This is a genomic window from Mycobacterium palustre (assembly GCF_002101785.1).
Taxonomy (GTDB): domain Bacteria; phylum Actinomycetota; class Actinomycetes; order Mycobacteriales; family Mycobacteriaceae; genus Mycobacterium; species Mycobacterium palustre.
The window spans coordinates 37,265-59,552 of sequence record NZ_LQPJ01000070.1 but is presented as its reverse complement, the minus strand read 5'-3'; the positions used below and the strand labels follow the sequence as shown (position 1 = coordinate 59,552).

22 protein-coding genes and 1 pseudogene are annotated in these 22,288 nt (G+C 69.9%); 15 read left to right on the top strand and 8 right to left on the bottom strand.

Annotation, left to right across the window (positions count from 1 at the left end; translation table 11 throughout):
• Positions 1-153 precede the first annotated feature (153 nt).
• Positions 154-804 (top strand): HU family DNA-binding protein, encoded by a 651-nt coding sequence (locus tag AWC19_RS06525; RefSeq protein ID WP_085077257.1) that lies wholly within the window; start codon positions 154-156, stop codon positions 802-804.
• Between the two features lie 62 nt (positions 805-866).
• Here the strand turns inward: AWC19_RS06525 and mutT1 are convergent, their stop codons facing one another.
• From mutT1 to cofC, 3 genes are all read right to left on the bottom strand, one after another.
• Positions 867-1,823: an 8-oxo-(d)GTP phosphatase MutT1 gene (gene mutT1, locus AWC19_RS06520; protein ID WP_085077256.1), complete on the bottom strand. Its 957-nt coding sequence runs from the start codon at positions 1,821-1,823 to the stop codon at positions 867-869.
• 73 nt (positions 1,824-1,896) lie between these two features.
• A complete protein-coding gene (locus tag AWC19_RS06515) occupies positions 1,897-4,092 on the bottom strand; it encodes an RNA degradosome polyphosphate kinase (protein WP_085077255.1) in 2,196 nt (731 codons plus the stop codon).
• 102 nt (positions 4,093-4,194) lie between these two features.
• Positions 4,195-4,857, bottom strand: a complete 663-nt coding sequence (gene cofC / locus AWC19_RS06510) for a 2-phospho-L-lactate guanylyltransferase (protein WP_085077254.1) — start codon at positions 4,855-4,857, stop codon at positions 4,195-4,197.
• A 119-nt stretch (positions 4,858-4,976) separates the two neighbouring features.
• Here cofC and AWC19_RS06505 point away from each other — a divergent pair, with 119 nt between their 5' ends.
• Positions 4,977-6,008, top strand: a complete 1,032-nt coding sequence (locus tag AWC19_RS06505; RefSeq protein WP_085077253.1) for an NAD(P)H-dependent glycerol-3-phosphate dehydrogenase — start codon at positions 4,977-4,979, stop codon at positions 6,006-6,008.
• Positions 6,009-6,084: 76 nt separating this feature from the next.
• The gene (locus AWC19_RS06500) at positions 6,085-7,197 is read left to right on the top strand and encodes a D-alanine--D-alanine ligase family protein (RefSeq protein WP_085077252.1); all 1,113 of its coding nucleotides are present in this window, start codon (positions 6,085-6,087) and stop codon (positions 7,195-7,197) included.
• 171 nt (positions 7,198-7,368) lie between these two features.
• On the opposite strand, the gene AWC19_RS06495 is transcribed toward AWC19_RS06500, so the two are convergent.
• Positions 7,369-7,938, bottom strand: a complete 570-nt coding sequence (locus AWC19_RS06495; RefSeq protein ID WP_085077251.1) for a DUF3515 domain-containing protein — start codon at positions 7,936-7,938, stop codon at positions 7,369-7,371.
• A gap of 105 nt (positions 7,939-8,043) precedes the next feature.
• Between AWC19_RS06495 and AWC19_RS06490 the strand changes: the two genes are divergently transcribed.
• Genes AWC19_RS06490 through AWC19_RS06475 form a run of 4 tightly spaced genes read left to right on the top strand, consistent with a single transcriptional unit; the run spans position 8,044 to position 10,932 of the window.
• Positions 8,044-9,030, top strand: a complete 987-nt coding sequence (locus AWC19_RS06490; protein ID WP_085077250.1) for a thiamine-phosphate kinase — start codon at positions 8,044-8,046, stop codon at positions 9,028-9,030.
• A complete protein-coding gene (locus AWC19_RS06485) occupies positions 9,027-9,317 on the top strand; it encodes a DUF1330 domain-containing protein (protein WP_085077249.1) in 291 nt (96 codons plus the stop codon). Before AWC19_RS06490 ends, AWC19_RS06485 begins: the two co-directional genes overlap by 4 nt.
• Positions 9,314-9,997, top strand: coding sequence for a uracil-DNA glycosylase (locus AWC19_RS06480; protein WP_085077248.1), 684 nt, complete (start codon positions 9,314-9,316; stop codon positions 9,995-9,997). The genes AWC19_RS06485 and AWC19_RS06480 overlap by 4 nt, the downstream gene beginning before the upstream one ends.
• 5 nt (positions 9,998-10,002) lie before the next feature.
• Positions 10,003-10,932 carry an NADP-dependent oxidoreductase gene (locus AWC19_RS06475; protein ID WP_085077357.1) on the top strand — a complete coding sequence of 310 codons (930 nt, stop codon included), beginning with the start codon at positions 10,003-10,005 and terminating at the stop codon, positions 10,930-10,932.
• 28 nt (positions 10,933-10,960) lie between these two features.
• On the opposite strand, the gene rpmB is transcribed toward AWC19_RS06475, so the two are convergent.
• Positions 10,961-11,155: a 50S ribosomal protein L28 gene (gene rpmB, locus AWC19_RS06470; protein WP_085077247.1), complete on the bottom strand. Its 195-nt coding sequence runs from the start codon at positions 11,153-11,155 to the stop codon at positions 10,961-10,963.
• 245 nt (positions 11,156-11,400) lie between these two features.
• Between rpmB and AWC19_RS06465 the strand changes: the two genes are divergently transcribed.
• From AWC19_RS06465 to AWC19_RS06455, 3 genes are all read left to right on the top strand, one after another.
• Positions 11,401-13,059: a DAK2 domain-containing protein gene (locus AWC19_RS06465; RefSeq protein ID WP_425436882.1), complete on the top strand. Its 1,659-nt coding sequence runs from the start codon at positions 11,401-11,403 to the stop codon at positions 13,057-13,059.
• 2 nt (positions 13,060-13,061) lie between these two features.
• Positions 13,062-15,305: an ATP-dependent DNA helicase RecG gene (gene recG / locus AWC19_RS06460; RefSeq protein WP_085077246.1), complete on the top strand. Its 2,244-nt coding sequence runs from the start codon at positions 13,062-13,064 to the stop codon at positions 15,303-15,305.
• Between the two features lie 103 nt (positions 15,306-15,408).
• Positions 15,409-16,119, top strand: a complete 711-nt coding sequence (locus tag AWC19_RS06455; protein ID WP_085077245.1) for an HNH endonuclease family protein — start codon at positions 15,409-15,411, stop codon at positions 16,117-16,119.
• 9 nt (positions 16,120-16,128) lie between these two features.
• On the opposite strand, the gene AWC19_RS06450 is transcribed toward AWC19_RS06455, so the two are convergent.
• Together AWC19_RS06450 and AWC19_RS31535 are read right to left on the bottom strand one after the other, a co-directional pair.
• Positions 16,129-16,974 carry an aldo/keto reductase gene (locus tag AWC19_RS06450; RefSeq protein WP_142281039.1) on the bottom strand — a complete coding sequence of 282 codons (846 nt, stop codon included), beginning with the start codon at positions 16,972-16,974 and terminating at the stop codon, positions 16,129-16,131.
• Positions 16,928-17,167: pseudogene (locus tag AWC19_RS31535) on the bottom strand (hypothetical protein); the annotation flags it as partial. The pseudogene AWC19_RS31535 and the gene AWC19_RS06450, both read right to left, overlap by 47 nt.
• Before the next feature lie 171 nt (positions 17,168-17,338).
• Here AWC19_RS31535 and AWC19_RS06440 point away from each other — a divergent pair.
• The 5 genes from AWC19_RS06440 to coaD all read left to right on the top strand — a co-directional run bounded on the left by AWC19_RS06440 (position 17,339) and on the right by coaD (position 20,977).
• Positions 17,339-18,457: an alpha/beta hydrolase gene (locus tag AWC19_RS06440; RefSeq protein WP_085077243.1), complete on the top strand. Its 1,119-nt coding sequence runs from the start codon at positions 17,339-17,341 to the stop codon at positions 18,455-18,457.
• Positions 18,458-18,524: 67 nt separating this feature from the next.
• Positions 18,525-19,286 carry a DsbA family protein gene (locus tag AWC19_RS06435; RefSeq protein WP_085077242.1) on the top strand — a complete coding sequence of 254 codons (762 nt, stop codon included), beginning with the start codon at positions 18,525-18,527 and terminating at the stop codon, positions 19,284-19,286.
• Positions 19,283-19,909: a vitamin K epoxide reductase family protein gene (locus AWC19_RS06430; RefSeq protein ID WP_085077241.1), complete on the top strand. Its 627-nt coding sequence runs from the start codon at positions 19,283-19,285 to the stop codon at positions 19,907-19,909. The genes AWC19_RS06435 and AWC19_RS06430 overlap by 4 nt, the downstream gene beginning before the upstream one ends.
• 10 nt (positions 19,910-19,919) lie before the next feature.
• Positions 19,920-20,474 (top strand): 16S rRNA (guanine(966)-N(2))-methyltransferase RsmD, encoded by a 555-nt coding sequence (rsmD, locus tag AWC19_RS06425; RefSeq protein WP_085077240.1) that lies wholly within the window; start codon positions 19,920-19,922, stop codon positions 20,472-20,474.
• A gap of 23 nt (positions 20,475-20,497) precedes the next feature.
• Complete coding sequence (coaD, locus tag AWC19_RS06420; protein ID WP_085077239.1) at positions 20,498-20,977, top strand: pantetheine-phosphate adenylyltransferase; 480 nt, start codon at positions 20,498-20,500, stop codon at positions 20,975-20,977.
• Between the two features lie 40 nt (positions 20,978-21,017).
• Here coaD and AWC19_RS06415 read toward each other — a convergent pair whose 3' ends face one another.
• Positions 21,018-22,229, bottom strand: coding sequence for a permease (locus AWC19_RS06415; protein WP_211284861.1), 1,212 nt, complete (start codon positions 22,227-22,229; stop codon positions 21,018-21,020).
• Between the last annotated feature and the right edge of the window lie 59 nt (positions 22,230-22,288).

Below are 22,288 nucleotides of genomic sequence, written 5' to 3'. Positions count from 1 at the left end.
CCCGCCACCGGTCAAGGGCGGCAACCGGATTGCGAAACATCGACCGTTCGGTCGGTGAAATTGCGCGTGGCTCTTGGAAATTTGCTGGGTAAGGGTTTACCGTGTCCACTAGTCGGTTCGCAAAACGAGGACCACTAGCTTCGGAGGGTTTGGATGAACAAAGCAGAGCTCATTGACGTGCTCACACAGAAATTGGGCTCGGACCGTCGGCAAGCGACCGCTGCCGTCGAGAATATCGTCGACACCATTGTGCGCGCGGTGCATAAGGGTGACAGCGTGACCATTACCGGGTTCGGTGTGTTCGAGCAGCGTCGGCGCGCGGCGCGGGTGGCCCGCAATCCGCGCACCGGTGAGACGGTGAAGGTGAAGCCGACGTCGGTCCCGGCGTTCCGGCCCGGTGCCCAATTCAAAGCGGTTGTCTCTGGCGCACAGCGCCTCCCGGCGGAAGGACCGGCCGTGAAACGTGGTGTGGTTGCAAGCGGTGGCGCGGCCAAGAAGGCGGCCAAGAAGTCGCCGGCGAAGAAGGCGGCGACCAAGGCCCCGGCCAAGAAGGCCGCGACCAAGGCGCCGGCCAAGAAGGCGGCGACCAAGGCGCCGGCCAAGAAGGCGGCGACCAAGTCGCCGGCCAAGAAGGCCGCGACCAAGTCGCCGGCCAAGAAGGCGGCGACCAAGGCCTCGACTTCGGCCAAGAAGGCCCCCGCCAAGAAGGCCGCGACCAAGGCCCCGGCCAAGAAGGCAGCGTCAAAGAGGCCGGCCAGCAAGGCTCCTGCCAAGAAGGCCACCTCGCGGCGCGGCCGCAAGTAGGTAGTTCCACACGCGAATACCCTTCGGGGTGGCACCGGAGCCACCCGGAGGGTATTCGCGTGTTAGGCCCGCACGTTGGCGGCCAACGCACCGCCGATGTGGTCGGCGGCGATGAGCCGGCCGGCTGACAGCGACAGCACCCACGTGCTGCCCTTGTGGTTGCGGGACTTATCGGGCTTGACCCCGTCGCGGTCGCACCACCACTCGATCAGGTTCGGAATCACCTTGCCCTGCGTGCAGATCACCGGCGTGCCCGTCCCCTCGGCAATCTCCAGCACCCGGTGCCGGCCGCGTTTGGGGTTCTTGGCGTAGGCCTCCTCGGTCAGTGTGGGCTCGTTCTGCACCGTCACCCCGAGTTCCTCGGCGAGCGGTTCGACGGTCTGCTGGCAGCGCAGCCGGTCGGCCGCGTGCACTTCGGTGGCGCCGAACGCCAGCAGCTGCGGAACCAGCGCCTCGGCCTGGGCAAGGCCGCGTTTGTCCAGCGGCCGCTTGGTGTCGTCGCCCTTGAAGCGCGACTTCCGCCCGGCGGTGCCATGCCGCACGACCAGCACGGTGCGCGTGTCCGCGGGGTGTTTTGCGAAGCGGCGCAACAACTTTCGGTCGTGGCTGTAGGTGAGTTTGTCGTTGGCGTCGGCGATGGGCAACCACACCAAGTCGTCGACCTCGCTGCCCGGGGCGAATTCGCCGCCGGTGCTGCGCGCCGCCCAGTAGTAGACCTTTTTGACGCCTCGAGCGGGTGGGTCGATCGGGTAGCTCACCATGTCGAGCCGCCTGCCGAGCACGGCGTGGTGACCGGTCTCCTCCACCACCTCCCGCACCGCGGCGACGGGCGCCGTCTCGCCGGGATCCACTTTGCCCTTGGGCAGCGACCAGTCGTCGTAGCGCGGGCGATGGATCAGGGCGATCTCGAAGTCCGGGCCCGCGGAATCGGGGTGGGCCGGGCGCCACAACACCGCGCCCGCGGCGTACACGATCTTGCTCCCCGAGCGCCGAGCGGCGGACGAGTTCTGGGTCGGCAAGTCAACTCCTGCAGGTCAATTCGGCTAGGGTCGCTCCGGCCGTTGGCGTGATTGGCAAAGCTACCACATGGCGTCAGCTGCTGCGGTGCAGCTCCATCAGTGACTCCTGATGGTCGCGCACGCTGTGGCCATCCTGCGGCGACGCGGCCCACTGCCCGTCCGCCCCGAGCTCCCAGCATCGCGTGGACGGGTCCAGAGCGGACTCGAACAAGTCGTTCAGATACGCGGTGAGCCTTGGGTCCTTGACCTGAACCAACACCTCGACCCGCCGGTCGAGATTGCGGTGCATCATGTCGGCGCTGCCGATCCAGAACTCGTTGAGGCTTTCGAAATGGATGATGCGCGAGTGCTCCAAAAACCGGCCCAGGATCGAGCGGACGGAAATGTTTTCCGAAAAGCCTTCCGCGCCCGGGCGCAGCGCGCAGATGCCGCGCACCACTATCTCGACGCGCACGCCGGCCTGCGACGCGCGGTACAGGGCGTCGATGACCTGCTCGTCGACCAAAGCGTTCATCTTGAGCCGGATCCGGCCCCCGCCGCGCTGGCGGTGCGCCTCCACCTCCCGCTCGACGCGGTCGATGATGCCGGTCCGAATGCTGTGCGGGGCCACCAAGAGGTTGCGGTAGGACACCTTGCGTGAGTAGCCGGTGAGCGAGTTGAACAGGTCGGTCAGGTCGGCCCCGATGTCGGGGGCGGCGGTGAGCAGACCCACGTCCTCGTAGAGCCGCGCCGTCTTGCCATTGTAGTTACCGGTCCCCACGTGGCAGTAGCGCCGGATCGTCGACCCCTCGCGGCGCACCACCAGGCAGGTCTTGCAATGTGTCTTCAGCCCGACGAAGCCGTAGACCACGTGCACGCCCGCCTGCTCAAGCGTGCGGGCCCAGCGGATGTTGGCCTGTTCGTCGAAGCGCGCCTTGATCTCCACCAACGCCACGACCTGCTTTCCGGCCTCGGCGGCGGCGATGAGCGCCCGGACGATCGGCGAGTCACCGGACGTGCGGTACAGGGTCTGCTTGATCGCCAGCACATTGGGGTCGGCCGCGGCCTGCTCGATGAAGCGCTGCACGCTGGTCGAGAACGAGTCGTACGGATGATGAACCAACACGTCGCCTTCGCGCAGCGTCGCGAAGATGCTCTTCGGTGTTTCGCGGTCGACGAAGGCGGGGTGGGTGTCCGGGATGAACGGGCGGTCCTTGAGCGCCGGGCGGTCCAGCGCGTAAATCTGCCACAGCGATGAAAGGTCGAGAAGCCCAGGCACTTCGATGACGTCGTCGGGATTGACGTCGAGCTCGCGCAGCAGCAGCTCCAGCATGCTCTCGGTCATGTCGTCGGCGACCTCGAGCCGCACCGGGGGGCCGAACCGCCGGCGCGCCAACTCCCGTTCCAGCGCCTGCAGCAGGTCCTCGTCGCGGTCCTCTTCCACCTCGAAGTCGGCGTTGCGGGTGATGCGAAAGGCGTGATGCTCGACGATCTCCATGCCGGGGAACAACACCGGAAGGAACGCCGCGATCAGCTCTTCCATTGGCAGGTACCGGATTATCGTGTGTCCCTCGGACCCGTCGAAGCCGTCGCGGCCTTCGAGTTCGACGAAGCGGTCGACGTTGTTGGGCACCTTGACCCGCGCGAAATGCGTGCCGCCGTCGTCGGGCTGGCGCACCGTGACCGCCAGATTCAAGCTGAGCCCGCTGACGAACGGGAACGGGTGAGCGGGGTCGACGGCCAGCGGTGTCAGGACCGGGAAGACCTGCTCGTTGAAATAGGTCGACAGTTCGTCGCGTTCGGCTTGATCCAAATCGGCCCACGTGACGATGCGGATGCCTTCCTCGGCCAGCGCCGGCCGCACCGAATCCAAAAACACCCGGGCGTGCCGGGTCGCGATCCGCTGGGTCTGTTCGCCGATGCGGGCCAGCTGTTCGCGCGGGCTCAGGCCGTCGGCGGAGCGCACCGACAGCCCCATCTCGTCGCGGCGCTTGAGGCCCGCGACCCGAACCATGTAGAACTCGTCGAGGTTGGACGCGAAGATCGCCAAGAATTTGGCGCGCTCCAGCAGCGGCAGGGAAGTGTCGTCGGCGAGGGCCAGCACGCGCGCGTTGAAGTCCAGCCAGCTCAGTTCGCGGTTGAGGTAACGGTCCTCCGGCAGCGCGTCATGGATGGCGGCGGGCGTCGCCGCGGGCGGGGCCGCCACGGCCGAGTCGGCGGATCGCCATTCGGTTTCGTCGAGGCGCGCTTCGGCTTCAATTTCAGTCACCCTGGAATCATTGCTCATCATCCGCCGTGCCTGCCAGCGTCGCGGGGCCATCCGTTCGCCGTTAGCGTGGCGTTCATCGGCCGGACAGGTTTGCTGCCGCGGCGGCGCGCCGATGCCGCATCGCTAGTGCGCGGCGAGGGCCCGGGCGGTCGCGGGCCCCACCCCGAGGCGGCGCGCGGCCGCCAGGTCGGCGGGAGTGTCGACGTCACACCGTAGGCCGGGCCACGCACCGGTCAGTTCGATCGCACCCGAACGGCGGTGGCGCGCGCAGGAATCCGGCCCGAACTGCGGATCGAGCGGGGCGCCGAACGCGCACAGCGCGGCGGTTCCGGTGGCCAGCCGGTCGGCGACAAAGCTGCGCCGGTGCTGGCGGGCCGCGGCGATCGCCTCGGCCAGCTCCTGAGGCTGCAACGCGGGCAAATCCCCTTGCAACACAACAATATTCGAATAAGACTCGGCCAGGACACGCTCCGCGGCGCCGATGGCGTGGTTCAGCGGGTCGCCGTGCCCTTCGGGCGTCGGATCGGGCAGCACGTTGGCTCCCAGGCCGGTCACCGCGGCGGCCGCGGCCTCGTCGGGCGTGATGACGGTGATCGAGCCCAACGCCGTGACGCGGGCCGCGGCCGACAGGGTGTCGACCAACATGGCCACCACCACCGCCTCGCGCGTGCGCGCCGAGAACACCGGGGCCAGCCTGGTCTTCGCGGCGGCCAGCCGCTTGACGGCGATGATGAGCGCCACGTCACCCGCGTCGTCGCCCCCGCCGCCGGCGCGTGTGCCGCTCATGGGGCCATCCTGCCAGCCGCGCGCTCGCGATCGCCGCGAGTGCGGCGTGACGGCAACCCGCCGCTGGATCTAAGGTGTAGCGGCTGCAGATGCCGCGCGACGACAGACGGGGGTGATGAATGGCCGGCACGAGGCCCGGTGCGGACGGTGCCGTCGCGGTGATGGGCGCCGGTGCCTGGGGCACGGCGCTGGCCAAGGTGCTCGTCGACGCCGGCGGACCCGGGACCGAGGTGATTCTCTGGGCGCGGCGATCCGACGTTGCCGAGGAGATCAACGCCACCCGATACAACGCGGCATACCTGCCCGGCACGTTGCTGCCTGCCGGAATCCGTGCCACCACCGACGCCGGCGAGGCGCTGCGCGGCGCGTCGACCGTCCTGCTGGGCGTGCCGGCCCAGACGATGCGGGCCAACCTCGAGGCCTGGGCGCCGCTGGTGGCCGACGGCGCGACGCTGGTCAGCTTGGCCAAGGGAATCGAGCTCGGCACGCTCATGCGCATGAGCCAGGTGATCCTGTCGGTGACCGGCGTGGACCCCGCACAGGTCGCGGTCATCTCGGGCCCCAACCTGGCCAGCGAGATCGCCCAGTGTCAGCCCGCGGCCACGGTCGTGGCGTGCAGCGACTCCGGCCGGGCCGTTGCCGTCCAGCGCATGCTGAACAGCGGGTACTTCCGCCCCTACACCAACAGCGACGTGGTCGGCACGGAGACCGGCGGGGCGTGCAAGAACATCATCGCCCTGGCCTGCGGGATGGCGGCCGGCGTCGGGCTGGGCGAAAACACCGCGGCGGCCATCATCACCCGGGGCCTGGCCGAGATCATGCGGCTGGGCATGGCGCTGGGCGCCAAGGGCGCGACGCTGGCCGGGCTGGCCGGCGTGGGTGATTTGGTCGCCACGTGTACGTCGCCGCACTCGCGCAACCGGTCGTTCGGCGAATGCCTGGGCCGTGGCGGAACGATGGAGTCGGCGATGCAGGCCCGCGACGGACACGTCGTCGAGGGGGTGACGTCCTGCGAGGCGGTGCTGGCCCTGGCGTCCAGTTACGACGTGGAGATGCCGCTGACCGACGCCGTGCACCGGGTGTGCCACAAGGGGCTGTCGGTGGACGAGGCGATGGCGCTGCTGCTCGGCCGCAGGACCAAGCCCGAGTGAGCCCGCGCGGCGAAAACCGCAGCTAGCGGCCCGGAGCCCGACCCGAGGTCCGCTCACCCGGTAGCCTCTGAAGGTTGTGAGTGCCAGCGCCAGCCGCGTGCGTGTCGCCGTCGTGTTCGGCGGGCGCAGCAACGAGCACGCGATTTCGTGCGTGTCGGCGGGCAGCATCCTGCGCAACCTGGACCCGCAGCGGTTCGACGTGATCGCGGTCGGCATCACCCCGGAGGGGTCGTGGGTGTTGACCGACGGCGATCCCCGGGCGCTGGCGATCACCGACCGCCGGCTGCCCGAGGTGACCGCGGAATCGGGGACCGAGCTGGCCCTGCCGGCGGATCCGCGGCGAAGCGGCCAGCTGGTGTCGCTTTCGCCCGGCGCCAGCGAGGTGTTGGCGTCCGTCGACGTGGTGTTCCCGGTGCTGCACGGCCCCTACGGCGAGGACGGCACCATCCAGGGGCTGCTCGAATTGGCGGGGGTGCCCTACGTCGGCGCCGGCGTGCTGGCCAGCGCCGTGGGCATGGACAAGGAGTTCACCAAGAAACTGCTTGCCGCCGAGGGCCTTCCGATCGGACCGCACGCGGTGCTGCGGCCGTCGCGGTCCGCACCAGAGCTCGACGGGTGCCGGAGGCTGGGTTTGCCGGTGTTCGTCAAACCCGCGCGCGGCGGCTCGTCGATCGGCGTGAGCCGGGTTTCGAGCTGGGACGAGCTGCCCGCGGCGGTCGCCCATGCGCGCCGCCACGATCCCAAGGTGATCGTCGAGGCGGCGATCAACGGTCGCGAGCTGGAATGCGGCGTGCTCGAAATGCCCGACGGCACAGTGCAAGCCAGCACGGTCGGCGAGATCCGGGTGGCCGGGGTGCGGGGGCGCGAGGATTCGTTTTACGACTTCGCCACGAAATACCTCGACGACGCAGCCGAATTGGACGTGCCGGCCAAGATCGACGACGACGTCGCCGGTGCGGTGCGCCAATTGGCGATCCGGGCGTTCAGGGCCATCGACTGCCAGGGCCTGGCCCGGGTCGACTTCTTTCTCACCGAGGACGGCCCGATCATCAACGAGATCAACACGATGCCGGGGTTTACCACGATCTCGATGTACCCGAGGATGTGGGCGGCCAGCGGCGTCGACTATCCCACCTTGCTCGCGACGATGGTCGAGACGGCGTTGGCGCGGGGTGTGGGCCTGCGCTAGTGGCGATCGCAAGCGCGGCGTAGCCGGGCGCGGCGGGTCGCCACCATGGGTCTAGTGGCGATCGCAAGCGCGGCGTAGCCGGGCGCGGCGGGTCGCCACCATGGGTCTCGTGGCGATCGCAAGCGCGGCGTAGCCGGGCGCGGCGGGTCGCCACCATGGGTCTGACAAGCGCTACCGGGGCTCGGCGGGATTGATGGGCACCGCCGCGAGGGCGCGATCGATCACCTCGGATATCTGCTGGATCGGCGTCGGCCCGGAGCCCGGCGGCAGCGTCAGCGCCACGTACACCGACCGGTCCACCGCGTACCAGGTCGATCGGCCGTCACCGCCGGATTGCGGGCCGCTCGTTACCTCGAACCACTGCACCCGGTCGACGACCTGGATCGGGGAACCGACCACGAACTCGGCGGGGCGGTCGAGCCCGCAGCGCAACACCACCGGCTGCCCGTCGGCCCCGGCTCGCCAGGCCGCCGCGCCCGGGGGCGCGGGCTGCGCGAGCTGCGTTCGCTGATAGTCGCCGAGCCGCTGCGGCAGCGCGTCGGACAGCGCGCGGCACGGCGCGCTGCTCGCCTGCGGCGCCGGAAACCCCGGCAGGACCACTGGTTGCGGCCGCGCCTGGCGGGTGGCCGCGACGGCCAGGACTACGCCGATCGCCGCGGCGGCCACCGCGATTGCGGCGATGATCGCGGCGCGCGGCGGTCCCGTATCGGCGGCGGAACGGGTTTCGGGGTCGGTCGGCACCGCCCGCGGACCTCCTCCTCATCGTCGCGGCGCTCTAGACTGGCGCGGTCCGAAGAACCCAACTTACCGCAGGTCGGTGACCTCGAACCGGCCGAAGGAGGCGGCGTGCGAGACGACGAATCGTCAGAATCGCCCACGCTGCAACAGCTTGGCGAGTTCGCCGTCATCGATCGGGCGGTACGCGGCCGCCGGCAGCCCGCCCAGGTGCTGCTCGGGCCCGGCGACGACGCGGCGGTGGTTTCGGCACGCGACGGCCGCGCCGTGGTCTCGACCGATGTGCTGGTGCAGGATCGGCACTTTCGGCTGGACTGGTCGACGCCCCACGACGTCGGCCGCAAGGCGATCGCCCAGAACGCCGCCGACATCGAGGCGATGGGCGCCCGGCCGACGGCCTTCGTGGTCGGCTTCGGGGCGCCCGGTGACACGCCCGCGGCGCAGGTGGACGCGCTGATCGACGGAATGTGGGAGGAGGCCGGGCGGGTCGGTGCCGGCATCGCCGGCGGTGACCTGGTCAGCTGCCCGCAGTGGGTGCTGTCGGTGACGGTGCTGGGCGACCTCGACGGCCGCCGGCCGGTGTTGCGGTCGGGGGCTACGGCCGGCTCGGCGGTCGCCGTGACGGGTGATCTGGGCCGCTCTTCCGCCGGATATGCGTTGTGGCGCAAAGACATTCACGAGTTCGACGACCTGCGGCGTCGTCATCTGGTGCCGCAGCCGCCGTACGGCCAGGGGGTGGTGGCCGCCGACGCGGGGGCGCGGGCGATGATCGACGTCTCCGACGGCCTGATCGCCGACCTGCGCCACGTCGCCGAGGCGTCGGCGGTGACGATCGACCTGTCCACCGCGGCGCTGCGCGCCGATCGCGACGCGCTGGATGAGGCGGCCCGCGCGGCGGGCGAGGACCCGTGGCCGTGGGTGCTGGCCGGCGGCGAAGACCACGCCCTGGTGGCCTGTTTCGCCGGTCCGGTGCCCGCCGGGTGGCGCGAGATCGGCCGGGTGCTCGACGGGCCGGCGCGCGTGCTCGTCGACGGGGCGGAGTTCGGCGGCTACGCCGGCTGGGTCTCGTACTTGGGTGGCCCGGTGATGTCAACGTGACCGTCTACGCCATCGCCCAGCTGAGGTTTTCCGACCGTGCGGCCTACGACCGGTACCAGGCGCGGTTCTTCGACGTCTTTCGCCGTCATCCCGGCACGCTGCTGGCCGCCGACGAGTCGCCGACGGTCGTCGAGGGCTCCTGGGACCGCGAGAAGCTGGTGTTGATGTCGTTTCCCGACGAGGCGGCATTTTACGGCTGGGCGCAATCGCCTGAATACCAAGAGATTTCGAAGGACCGCCGCGCGGGCGCCGACACGGTGGTGCTGCTGGTGCGGGGGCTGCGATGACGGCGCGCCCGCTGAGCGAACTCGTCGAGCCGGGCTGGGCGGACGCGCTCAAGCCGGTGGCCGATAAGGTCGCCCAGATGGGGCAGTTCCTGCGCGCCGAGCTCGCGGCCGGGCGCCGGTACCTGCCCGCGGGCCCGAACGTGTTGCGCGCCTTCACCTATCCGTTCGACGACGTCCGGGTGTTGATCGTCGGTCAGGACCCCTATCCGACGCCGGGACACGCTGTGGGCCTGAGCTTTTCGGTCGCGCCCGAGGTGCGTCCCCTGCCGCGCAGCCTGGCCAACATCTTCGACGAATACACCGCCGACCTCGGGCACCCGCCGCCCTCGTCCGGTGACCTGACGCCGTGGGCGCAGCGCGGGGTGATGCTGTTAAACAGGGTCCTCACCGTGCGCCCCAACAACCCGGCGTCGCATCGCGGGAAGGGCTGGGAGGCGGTGACCGAGTGTGCGATCCGCGCGCTGGCCGAGCGGGCGCGCCCGCTGGTGGCAATTTTGTGGGGCCGCGACGCGTCGACGCTCAAACCCATTCTGGCCGAGGGCAATTGCGTGGCGATCGAGTCGCCGCACCCGTCACCGCTGTCGGCGGCGCGCGGTTTCTTCGGTTCGCGTCCGTTCAGCCGCGCCAACGAGCTGCTGACCTCGATGGGCGCCGAGCCGATCGATTGGAGGCTGCCGTGACCGAGATGACCGCGCTGCGCGCGCACCGCCGCGGCGGCCCCGAGGTGCTGGTCGTCGAGCGCGCGCCGGTGCCGGTCGCCGCCGCCGGCGAGGTGCTGGTCGAGGTGCGCGCCGCGGCGATCACCTTCGACGAGCTGACCTGGGACGAGACCTGGACCCGTGACGGCGCCGACCGCACCCCGATCATCCCGTCGCACGAGGTCTCAGGCGTCGTGGCCGAAACCGGCTCGGGGGTAACGGATTTCGCCCCCGGTGACGAGGTGTACGGGCTGATCGATTTCGAGCGTGACGGCGCGGCGGCCGAATTCGTCGCCGTCCCCGCCGCCGACGTCGCCGCCAAGCCGTCGACCGCGTCGCACGCCGTGGCCGCGGCGCTGCCGCTGGCGGGGCTCACCGCCTTGCAGGCCCTCGTCGACCACGCCGCGGTCCGGCCCGGCGAGGCGGTGCTCGTGCTCGGCGGCGCGGGCGGCGTCGGCGCTCTGACGGTCCAGCTGGCCGCCGGCCTCGGCGCCCGCGTCACCGCCACCGTCCGCAGCGACGCCCGCCAGTTGCTCAGCGGTTTCGGCGCGCAGCGCGTGATCGACGTGCGCACCGAGGCGTTCGACGACAGCGGGCCCTATGACGTCGTGATCGACACCGTCGGCGGCGAGACGCTAAAGCGCTCCTTCGGCGTGCTGCGCCGCGGCGGGCGGCTGATCACGCTGTCGGCACCCCCGCCCGAAGGCAAGGCCGACGAGTACGGCGTCTCGGCGACGTTCTTCATCGTGACGCCGAACCGGGATCAGCTCGGCGAACTCGCGACCCTCGTGGACGGCGGGCGGCTGCGCGTGGAAATCGCCGCGACGTTCCCGCTCGGCCAGGGCCGCGAGGCGTTCGAAAGCGGCCGGCGGCCGGGCCGGCGACCCGGCAAGACTGTCATCATCGTCGGGCGGTGACGGACCCGGCGCCTGGCCTGCGCCTTGACTAGCCGCGGACGACCTTGCCGGCCTTGATGCAGGACGTGCAGACGTTGAGCCGCTTCTTGTTGCCGCCCGGGCGGGTGACGACGTGAACGGTTTGGACGTTGGGGTTCCACCGGCGGCTGGTGCGGCGGTGGGAGTGCGACACCGACTTGCCGAAGCCGGGGCCTTTCCCGCAGATATCGCACACAGCGGCCATCGTTCTAGCTCCTCAAATGTTGGGGGTCCGGCGCGTCGGATACGTCGGGACGTGCCGGGCCAGCCCAGAATACCGACTGCTGCCAGAAACCACCAAAACGATCCACAGTGACAGCGCCGCTGAACCCCGGCGCTGTCGCCCCCGCTGGCTAGGCTCGACGGGGGCTACGCTGGCGCGCATCGGGAGGCCGGTGCGGGAGGAGGTGGGTGGCACTGGGCACTTCGGATGCGTCGGAGGAGCGTCCGCTGGACGCGGTGACCCTGCGCGATTGGGCGCACACCGCCGTCAGCGACCTGATCACCCATATCGACGAAATCAACCGGCTCAACGTGTTCCCCGTCGCCGATTCCGACACCGGCGCCAACATGCTGTTCACCATGCGTTCGGCCCTGGCGGAGGCGAACGCGGGCGCCGGCGCCGACGGCGGCCAGCGTTGCGTCGCCCGGGTGGCGGCGGCCCTGTCGGTCGGGGCGCTCAACGGCGCGCGGGGTAATTCCGGCGTCATCCTGTCGCAGATCCTGCGCGGCATCGCCGACGTCGCCGCGACCGCGGCGGCCGAGTCCGGCGGCGAGCTGCACCACATCGACGCCCCCACGCTGGGGGCCGCGCTGCGGCGCGGCGTCGAGCTGGTGATCGCGTCGATGGGCGGACAGGAGGTGGCCGGGACCATCGTCTCGGTGCTGCGGGCCGCCGCCGACACCGTCAGCGAATGCGCCGACGAAGGCCTGGCCGCGGCGGTCACCGCGGCCGGCGACGCGGCGGTGGTCGCGCTGGAGAAGACCCCCGAGCAGCTCGACGTGCTGGCCGACGCCGGCGCCGTGGACGCCGGCGGGCGTGGCCTTCTCGTCCTGCTGGACGCGCTGCGCTGCACCGTCGCCGGCCAGGCGCCGGCCCGCACGGTGTACGAGCCGTCGCCGCGAGCGCCGCGGCCGGAAGCCCAAGCCGCGCATCCCGGGCCCCAGTTCGAGGTGATGTACCGGCTCGACGACTGCGACGCCGCGGCGGCCGACGCGCTGCGCAACCGGCTCGAGGAGCTCGGCGAATCGGTGGCCATCGCCCAGGCCGCCGCCCGCGAAGCCGACGCCCGCGACAGCTACTCCGTGCACGTGCACACCGACGACGCCGGGGCCGCGGTCGAAGCGGGACTGGCGGCCGGGCGGCTCAGCCGGATCGTCATCTCGGCGCTGGGCCCCGGCGCCACCGGCCTGCCCGCGGGCGGCTGGACGCGGGAGCGGGCCGTGCTGGCCGTCGTCGACGGCGCCGGCGCGGCCGAGCTGTTCGCCGGGGAGGGCGCCTGCGTGCTGCAACCCGATCCGGCGGCCGGCGTCAGCGCCCATCAGCTGATGCGGGCCGTCGTCGACACCGGCGCCGCGCAGGTGATGGTGCTGCCCAACGGCTACGTGGCCGCCGAGGAGCTGGTGGCCGGGTGCACCGCGGCCATCGGCTGGGGGATCGACGTGGTGCCGATACCGAGCGGGTCGATGGTGCAGGGGCTGGCCGCCCTGGCCGTGCACGAAACCGATCGGCAGGCCGTCGACGACGGCTACACCATGGCCCGCGCCGCCGGTGCCGCCCGGCACGGATCGGTGCGCGTCGCGACCGAGAGCGCGCTGACCTGGGCCGGGCGCTGCCAGCCCGGTGACGGCCTCGGCATCGCGGGTGACGAGGTGCTGATCGTGGCGGCCGACGTCACCACCGCGGCGATCGGCCTGCTCGACCTGCTGCTGGCCTCCGGCGGCGACCTGGTGACCGTGCTGGTCGGTGCCGGCATCGAAACCGGCGCCGAGGCCGCCGGGATCGGCGACACCCTGCAACGGCACGTTCACGACAACCACCCGGGGACCGAACTGGCCACCTACCGCACGGGTCACCGCGGCGACGTCCTGCTGATCGGGGTCGAATAGCCGTGACGTCGCTGTCGGACCGGTTGGAATACGCCGTGGGCGCCAAGGCCGCGCGGCCGCTCGAGGAGATCTTCGGCATCCGCACCGTCGACGACCTGCTGCGCCACTACCCGCGTGGCTACTCCGTGGGCGCGGCTCGCTGGGGCTTCGAGGACGAGCGGCCCGAAGAGGGCGAGCACATCACCGTCGTCGACGTGATCACGGACGCGGTGACCAAGTCGATGAACAAGGACCCGAGGAAGAAGTACTGCCGCATCACGGTGGGCAGCGGCCGCAACAAGGTGACGGCCACGTTTTTTAACGCGGGCTGGATCAGCAAGGAGCTGACGAAAAACACCAAGGTGATGCTGTCCGGGGAAGTGGGTTACTACAAGGGCGTCATGCAGTTCACCCACCCCGCGTTTCTCGTCCTCGACTCGTCGGACGGAAAGGTCCATGGCACAAGGTCGTTGGCCAAGATCGCCGGCGCGTCCCGAGCCAGCAGCGCCGAAGAGGTCGTCGAGGCCTACCAAAGCCGGTTCTTCCCGATCTATCCGGCCAGCGCGAAACTGCAGAGCTGGGACATCTTCGCGTGCGTGCGGCAGGTGCTCGACGTCTTGGACCCGGTGCCCGATCCGCTGCCGGACGAGCTGCGCGCCGAGCTGGGCCTGATGTCCGAAGACCAGGCGCTGCGCGCCATTCACCTCTCTGAGGACGAACACGAACGCGACCGCGCGCGCGAGCGGTTGACCTTCGACGAGGCCGTCGGCCTGCAGTGGGCGCTGGTCACCCGCCGGCACGGTGAGCTGTCGCAATCGGGGCCGCCGGCGCCGCCGCGGGTCGACGGCCTGGCGGCGGAGTTGTTGCTGCGCTTGCCCTTTCAGCTCACCGCGGGGCAGCGCGAGGTGCTCGACTCGCTATCCGACGGGCTCTCGGCGACGCGCCCGATGAACCGCCTGCTGCAGGGCGAGGTGGGATCGGGCAAGACCATCGTCGCGGTGCTGGCGATGCTGCAGATGGTCGATGCCGGCTATCAGTGCGCGCTGCTGGCTCCGACAGAAGTGCTTGCCGCACAACATCTTTCGTCGATCACCGACGTGCTGGGTCCGTTGGGCATGGGCGGCCAGCTGGGGGGCGCCGACCAGGCCACCCGGGTGGCGCTGCTGACGGGCTCGATGACGGCCGCGCAGAAAAAGCGGATCCGCGCCGAGGTGGCCAGCGGTCAGGTCGGCATCGTCGTCGGCACCCACGCGCTGCTGCAGGACGCGGTGGAATTTCACAACCTGGGAATGGTGGTGGTCGACGAGCAACACCGCTTCGGCGTCGAGCAGCGAGACCAGTTGCGCGCCAAGGCCCGTCCCGGAATCACACCGCACCTGCTGGTGATGACGGCGACGCCGATACCGCGCACCGTCGCGCTGACCGTGTACGGCGACCTGGAGACGCTGACGCTGCGCGAACTGCCGCGCGGGCGCCAACCGATCACCAGCAACGTCATCTTCATCGCGGACAAGCCCGGGTGGCTCGAGCGCGCGTGGCAGCGCATCGTCGAAGAGGTCGCCGCCGGGCGCCAGGCCTACGTGGTGGCGCCGCGGATCGACGAGACCGACGAGCCCGCCACGCAGGCCGGCAAGGAAGCCGGCAGGGAAGCCAAGCCGACCCGGCCGTCGGCCACCGCCGTCGGGCTTTTCGACCGGTTGCGCTCCCGGGAGTTGGCGAACCTGCGGCTGGGCCTCATGCACGGCCGGTTGGCGGCCGAGGAGAAGGACGCCGCGATGGCCGCCTTCCGCGCGGGCGAAATCGATGTGCTGGTGTGTACCACCGTGATCGAGGTCGGCGTCGACGTCCCGAATGCGACGGTCATGCTCGTCATGGACGCCGACCGATTCGGGATCAGCCAGCTGCACCAGCTGCGCGGGCGGATCGGTCGCGGCGCGCATCCCAGCCTGTGCCTGCTGGCCACCTGGGTCCCCGAGGACTCGCCGGCAGGCCGGCGGCTACGGGCCGTCGCCGACACCATGGACGGGTTCGCCCTCGCGGATTTGGACCTCAGGGAGCGTCGGGAGGGAGATGTGTTGGGCCGCAACCAATCCGGGCGGGCGGTAACGCTGCGGCTGTTGTCGCTGGCCGACCACGGGACGTTCATCGAGGCCGCCCGCGAGTTCTGCGTCCGCACCTATGCCGAGGACCCCTCGAATCGCGAATTGGCCTTGCTGGCATCGCGATTCATCAGCACCGACCGGATCGAATACCTGGACAAGTCGTGACCGCCGGCGACGATGCAGTGGGGGCACCCCCAGCCGCGAAGCGGCGAGGGGGACGTAGCGACGAGGTGGGGGCGCCACCCGGTTGCGGGGGAAAGCGGCGCAAGTGAATCGCAGGCTGCTGCTGTGGTTGACGGCCGCCGCGGTGCTCGCGGTGCTGGTCGCGTACCAGACGCTGGGATCGTCGGCGGCCCGGCGCGCCGAGGTCGCCGCCCGCGCCGACGTGCCCACCGTGCAGCCCGGCGCCGACGTGCTGGCCGGCGTCGCGGTGCTGCCGCAGCGAACGCACCGCTACGACTACCGCCGCGCCGCGTTCGGCGACGCCTGGGACGACGACAACGACGCCCCGCTGGGGCACAACGGCTGTGACACCCGCGACGACATCCTCGACCGCGACCTCGTCGACAAGACGTACGTGTCGATCAAGCGGTGTCCGAACGCGGTCGCCACGGGCACCCTGCACGACCCATACACCAACACCACCGTCGTCTTTCAGCGCGGCGCCAAGGTCGGCGAAGCGGTGCAGATCGACCACATCGTGCCCCTGGCCTACGCCTGGGACATGGGCGCCTACGGCTGGCCGCAGCCCGAACGGCTGCGTTTCGCCAACGATCCGGCCAACCTGCTGGCCGTCGAGGGCCAGGCCAACCAGGACAAGGGCGATTCGCCGCCGGCGTTGTGGATGCCGCCGAACGCCGCGTTCGCCTGCCAGTACGCCATGCAGTTCATCGCCGTGCTGCGCGGCTATCAGCTGCCGGTGGATCAGGCTTCGGCGGGCGTGCTGCGCCGGGCGGCGGCCACCTGCCCCGCGGGGTGACGTGGGCCGCTACGAGCCTTCGTAGGTGTTCGGTTCCGGGCGCAGCCGGGTGCCGTCGTTGAGGCCGTTGATCAGGTCCATGTGTTCGTTGGCCAGTTCGAAGTCGAAGATGTCGAGGTTGCTGGCGATGTGTTCGGGCTTGCTGGACCGGAAGATCACCGAATTGCCCAGTTGTACGTTCCAGCGCAGCAGCACCTGGGCCGGCGTCTTGCCGTACTCGCCGGCCACCGAGGTCACCGTCGGGTTTTCCAACAGCTTGCCCAGCGCCAGCGGCGTGTAGGCCTGCGTCACCACGTTGTGCTGCGCGTTGGCCTTGCGCAACTCGGCCTGGTTGAGCAGGGGGTGCAGCTCGATCTGGTTGACCGCCGGGGTGACGAAGGTGAGGTCGATGACGGTCTCGAGGTGGTCGGCGGTGAAGTTGGATACGCCGATGGAGCGGGCGAGCTTCTCGCCGCGGCACTGGATCAGGCCACCGAAGGCGTCCACGTATTTGCCGAGCGTCGGCACCGGCCAATGGATGAGGTAGAGGTCGACGTAGTCCAGGCCGAGCCGTTCCAGGCTGGCGACGCAGGCCTCCTGCGCCTTGGTGAAACCCTGGTCGGCCGTGGCCAGCTTGGTGGTGACGAACAGCTCGGCGCGCGGAATCCCCGACGCCGCGATCGCGCGTCCGACGGCGGCCTCGTTGCCGTAGGCGCTGGCGGTGTCGATCAGCCGGCAGCCGACCTCGAGCGCGCCCGACACCGCGCGTTCGGTCTCGTCCTCCAATAAATCTGCGACGCCGAGTCCGAGCACCGGGATGGTGTTTTCGTCATTGAGAGCTACCGAGGGTATGGCGGTGCCCGACTCGCCAGTCAACGTCATTCACCTGCCTAAAGATTCGTGGGTCCGGACCCAGTCGGTGTCGTCCGTAAGGCACTGAGTTCGAGATCGAACACGTCGAAATTGCTCCCAATCCGTGCGGGTTCACCGGCTTGGAGATCACGATATTACCCAGCTGGATATGCCACCTCGTCAACGCCTGCGCCGGGCGCCGCGCGCGTGCCGCGGCGGCGGCCGAGCGGGGGATGGGTGGGCGGCGCTCCGCGGAGGTGGGAAGCGCCCGCGGGGTGGTCCGGGTCGGCGCTGGCCGGCGAGCTCACGACGTAGAGTTGGTCGCGCGGTCGACGACGGGGATCGCGTTGCCGTCGCTTTGCGTCAATAGGTCAATAGGGGAGCACTCATGACCGGAAGCCTGCCAGGCGCACCGGCCCTCGATCGGGGAGCGGAAGGCGCATCGATGCGGTGGACCAGTCGCCTGCAGGGCACCGCGACCACCCTGGGTGTGAAGGTCATCCCGTGGATTCCGACCGCCGTGCGGCGGGCGCTGGTCCACGGACGGGCGGTGATCATCGACGGCAACACGCTGGACCCGACGCTGCAGCTGATGCTGTCAGGCCTGCACGCGGTCGGCGTCGACGGGCTGGTCGTCGACGACGACGTCGCGGCCTCCCGCGCCCAGATCCGGGAGACGACGACCAGCTTCCCCGGCCCGCAGATTCACGTCGAGGCCGACGAGCTCACGCTGCCCGGCCCCGCCGGCGACATCCGGGCGCGGCACTACCGCCCGCCCAACGGCGCGGCGGCGCCTTTGCTCGTCTACTACCACGGTGGCGGCTGGACGCTCGGCGACCTGGACTTCGCCGACGCGCTCTGCCGGTTGACCTGCCGCGACGCGGGGATTCACGTGTTGTCGATCGACTACCGGCTGGCTCCCGAGCACCCGGCGCCCGCCGCGATTGACGACGCCTACGCGGCCTTCAAGTGGGCCTACGAGCACGCCGGCGACCTCGGCGCGACGCCCGGGCAGGTCGCGGTCGGCGGCGACAGCGCGGGCGGCAACCTGTCGGCCGTCGTGTGCCAGCTGGCGCGGAACGACGGCGGCCCCGCGCCGGTGCTGCAGTGGCTGATCTACCCGCGGACCGACTGCACCGCCCAAACCCGCTCGATGAGCCTGTTCTCCCGCGGTTTTTTGCTGACCCGCCGCGACATCGACTGGTTCCACGCGCAATACCTCCGCGGTTCCGGCATCGACGCGACCGACCCGCGGGTGTCGCCGGCGCTGGCCGAATCGCTGTCCGGCCTGGCGCCCGCTCTGATCGCCGTCGCCGGCTTCGACCCGTTGCGAGACGAGGGCGAAAGCTACGCGGCGGCGCTGCGCGCCGCGGGCACCCCGGTCGATCTGCGCTACATGGGTTCGCTGACCCACGGCTTCGTCAACCTGTTCCAGCTGGGCGGCGGCAGCGCCGCGGCGACCAGCGAGCTGATCTCCGCGCTGCGCGCCCACCTGAGCCGGATCTGATTTTTCGGCGCGATCGGTACTCTAGAGGCGCCTGTCCGACCCGCCAGCCCGAAGGATCAGCGAACCCGTGGCCGACAAACCCAAACCCCCGCGCTTTGATGTGAAGGCCGCGACCGGCAAATCCGGCCGACTGGTCCAGATCGGCGGCACCGCCTTCATCGTGGTCTTCGCCGTCGCGCTCGTCTTCTACATCGTGACGTCGCATCACAAGAAGGCCGGGGGCACCGGCGAGGGCGACACGGTGCGTGTCACATCGAGCAAGGTGGTGAACCAGCCCGGGACCAACAACCCCAAGGCCGTGGTGAGCTTCTACGAGGACTTCCTGTGCCCGGCGTGCGGCAACTTCGAGCGCACCTTCGGGCCCACGGTGTCCAAGCTCATCGACATCGGCGCGATCGCGGCCGACTACTCGATGGTGTCGATCCTGGACAGCCAGAAGAACCAGAATTACTCGTCGCGGGCGGGCGCGGCGGCGCTGTGCGTCGCCGACGAATCCATCGACGCGTTCCGGCGTTTCCACAGCGCGCTCTACAGCCCCGACATCCAGCCCGACGAGCGCGGCACCCGCTTCCCCGACAACGCCAGGCTGATCGAGCTGGCCCGCGAGGCCGGTGCCGCCGGCAAGGTCCCCGACTGCATCAACAGCGGCAAGTACCTGTCCAGGGTCACCGGCGAGGCCGCCGCGGCCAAGATCAGCGCTACCCCGACCATCAAGATCAACGGCCAGGACTACGAGCCTTCGACGCCCGATGCGCTGGTCGCCAAGATCAAGCAGATCGTCGGCGACGTGCCGGGCATCGACGGCGCCGTCGCTCCCGCCGCCGCATGACGACCCCGGTGTCAGCCCAAACTGCCGACCTGACACCGGATCCGCGCCCCGCGACGCGGGTGTCCACCGCCAGCGCGTGGGCGGTGTTGATCGCCGGCGCGGTCGGTCTGGTGGCCTCGATGACGCTGACGGTCGAGAAGATCGACCTGCTGCTCAACCCCGCGTACGTGCCGTCGTGCAACATCAACCCGATCGTGTCGTGCGGTTCGGTGATGGTCACGCCGCAGGCGTCGCTGCTGGGGTTTCCCAACCCGCTGCTGGGCTTGGTGGGCTTCACCGTGGTGCTGGTCACCGGCGTGCTGGCGGCAGCGAAAGTGTCGCTGCCCCAATGGTATTGGATGGGCCTTACGGCCGGTGTGCTGATCGGTGCGCTGTTCGTGCACTGGCTGATCTTCCAGAGCCTGTACCGCATCGGGGCGCTGTGCCCGTACTGCATGGTGGTCTGGGTGGTCACCATCGCGCTGCTGGTTCTGAGCGCGTCGATCGCGTTCCGTTCTGCACTGAAATCAGTTGTGCCACAGGCCCTTTACCAGTGGCGGTGGTCGATCGCCGCGCTGTGGTACACCGCGGTGGTCCTGCTGATCATGGTGCGGTTCTGGGACTACTGGTCGACGTTGTTGTGATTGCCGGCACGTGACGCGGATCATCGGCGGCGTCGCCGGCGGCCGGCGCATCGCCGTCCCCCCGCGGGGGACCAGGCCAACCACCGACCGGGTCCGCGAGTCGCTGTTCAACATCCTCACCGCGCGACGCGACCTGACGGGCCTGTCGGTGCTCGACCTCTACGCCGGTTCGGGCGCGCTGGGGCTCGAGGCGCTGTCGCGCGGAGCCGCCGCGGCGCTCTTCGTGGAATCCGACCCGCGGACCGCGCGCGTCATCGCCCGCAACATCGAAACCCTGGGCTTTCGCGGCGCGACGCTGCGCCGCGGCACTGTGGCGGCCGTCCTGGCGGGCGGGGCCGCGTCCCCGGTGGATCTGGTCCTGGCCGACCCGCCCTACGACGTCGGGGCCGCCGAGGTGGACGCGGTGCTGACCGCGTTGAGCGCCCACGGCTGGGTGCGCGAGGGGACCGTGGCGGCGGTCGAGCGGGCCGCGGCGGGCGCGGCGCTCAGGTGGCCGGCGGGCTGGTCGGTGTGGCCCGAGCGCGTGTACGGCGACACCCGTCTGGAGCTGGCCGAGCGGCTCTGACGCGCCGTGTACGGTAATTGTTCATGGCTGGCGCCGTATGCCCGGGGTCGTTCGACCCAGTCACGCTGGGCCACATCGACGTATTCGAACGCGCCTCGGCGCAGTTCGACGAAGTGGTGGTGGCGATCCTGACCAATCCCGCCAAGAAGGGCATGTTCGACCTCGACGAGCGGATCGCGATGATCGAGGAGTCTACGACGCATCTGCCAAACCTGCGGGTGGAATCCGGGCAGGGGCTGGTGGTCGACTTCGTCCGGTCCCGGGGCATGACGGCCATCGTGAAGGGGCTGCGCACCGGCACCGACTTCGAATACGAGTTGCAGATGGCGCAGATGAACAAGCACATCGCCGGCGTCGACACCTTTTTCGTGGCAACCGCGCCGCGCTATTCCTTCGTGTCGTCGTCGTTGGCCAAAGAGGTCGCGATGCTCGGCGGCGACGTGTCCGAGCTGTTGCCCGAGTCGGTGAATCGTCGCCTGCGCGAGAAGCTTTCGGGTCGATAACGGCGACTGCATCGAGGCTGTCGTCGCGCACGATCCGCCGTCAGTGGCCTTCGTGTGAGTGGTCGTGGCGCTCGGTGTCGGTATCGGGGGAGCCGCCCATCATCCGCACCATCGCCAGGCCGCCCGTCGTGACGAACCGGGCGATCAGTATCGCCGCGACGAGCAAAAACGCGATGTTGAGCCACGTGGTGTAGTTCCACGAGATCGACGCTTCCATGACCGTCGCGTTGCGCTGCTTCGGGATGAAACCGGCTGTGCCGAAGAGCAATTCGACAAGGTAGCCGGCGACGGCCATCGCGGCGTAGAAGGTGCCCAGCAGTGTGAGCATCATCCGGGTGCCGTAGTACTTGCGGTAGATGTTGAGGATCGGCAGGATCACCAGGTCGGCGTAGATGAACGCGATGACGCCCCCGAAGCTGATGCCCCCGTTCCAAAGCACCGCTGCCAGCGGCACGTTGCCGATCGAGCACACGAACGACACGATCGCCACGATCGGCCCCACAAGCGGGCCCCACACCGCAGACCAGCCGGGGTGATCGGTCAAAAAGAAGCTGCGCCAAAAGCTTTCGGGTACCCACGCCGCGATCGCGCCCGCGATCAACAGGCCCACGACGAGGTCGCGCAAAATCGCCAACCACTCCATGACGAACACGTGCGAGACTGAGGTAAACCCCTGCGGGGAGATTAGCCGTCGCCAAAACGAACCGTCCGCCTTGATGGACATGTCCATGGCGGCATGGCCTTCCATCGAGCCGGCGATCCCGCGCTCGGCCTGTTCGCGGGCGGCCTCGACGAGCCGGGACCGCACGAACACGCGGAACAAGGCGGCCAGCACCACGATCATCAGCGGGCCGCCGACGAACTCCGCGGCGGTGAACTGCCAGCCCATCAGCAGGGCCAGGATGATTCCCAACTCGATCACCAAGTTGGTGGAGCCGATCTCGAACGCCATCGCGGCGGTGAAGTCGGCACCCTTGCGGAACAAGGAGCGCGCCAGGGCCACCGCGGCGTACGAGCACGACGACGACGCCGCTCCCAACCCGGCCGACACCGCCAGGGTGCGCGGCCGGTCGTCGCCCATCAGCGACACGATCGTCGAGCGGCGGACCACGGCCTGCACGACCGCCGACAGGGCGAAGCCGAGGATCAAGGCCCACAGGATTTCCCATGTCATCGATCCCGCCAGCCCCAAGGCGTGGCCGATGGCCGCCAACATTCTCATCGGGTCCTCCGCTTCGGGTGTGCGATGCATTAACCTATACCCCCTGGGGGTATTAGTCAAGCCGGCACCGTCCGGCCGACGGCGCCTTA

What these genes read in the sequence shown, in the direction of transcription:
- AWC19_RS06525 (WP_085077257.1), top strand. Translation starts at nt 154, where the DNA reads ATGAACAAAGCAGAGCTCATTGACGTGCTCACACAGAAATTGGGCTCG.
- AWC19_RS06515 (WP_085077255.1), bottom strand. Translation starts at nt 4,092, where the DNA reads ATGATGAGCAATGATTCCAGGGTGACTGAAATTGAAGCCGAAGCGCGC.
- cofC (WP_085077254.1), bottom strand. Translation starts at nt 4,857, where the DNA reads ATGAGCGGCACACGCGCCGGCGGCGGGGGCGACGACGCGGGTGACGTG.
- AWC19_RS06505 (WP_085077253.1), top strand. Translation starts at nt 4,977, where the DNA reads ATGGCCGGCACGAGGCCCGGTGCGGACGGTGCCGTCGCGGTGATGGGC.
- AWC19_RS06480 (WP_085077248.1), top strand. Translation starts at nt 9,314, where the DNA reads ATGACGGCGCGCCCGCTGAGCGAACTCGTCGAGCCGGGCTGGGCGGAC.
- AWC19_RS06475 (WP_085077357.1), top strand. Translation starts at nt 10,003, where the DNA reads ATGACCGCGCTGCGCGCGCACCGCCGCGGCGGCCCCGAGGTGCTGGTC.
- rpmB (WP_085077247.1), bottom strand. Translation starts at nt 11,155, where the DNA reads ATGGCCGCTGTGTGCGATATCTGCGGGAAAGGCCCCGGCTTCGGCAAG.
- AWC19_RS06440 (WP_085077243.1), top strand. Translation starts at nt 17,339, where the DNA reads ATGACCGGAAGCCTGCCAGGCGCACCGGCCCTCGATCGGGGAGCGGAA.
- AWC19_RS06430 (WP_085077241.1), top strand. Translation starts at nt 19,283, where the DNA reads ATGACGACCCCGGTGTCAGCCCAAACTGCCGACCTGACACCGGATCCG.
- coaD (WP_085077239.1), top strand. Translation starts at nt 20,498, where the DNA reads ATGGCTGGCGCCGTATGCCCGGGGTCGTTCGACCCAGTCACGCTGGGC.
- AWC19_RS06415 (WP_211284861.1), bottom strand. Translation starts at nt 22,229, where the DNA reads ATGCATCGCACACCCGAAGCGGAGGACCCGATGAGAATGTTGGCGGCC.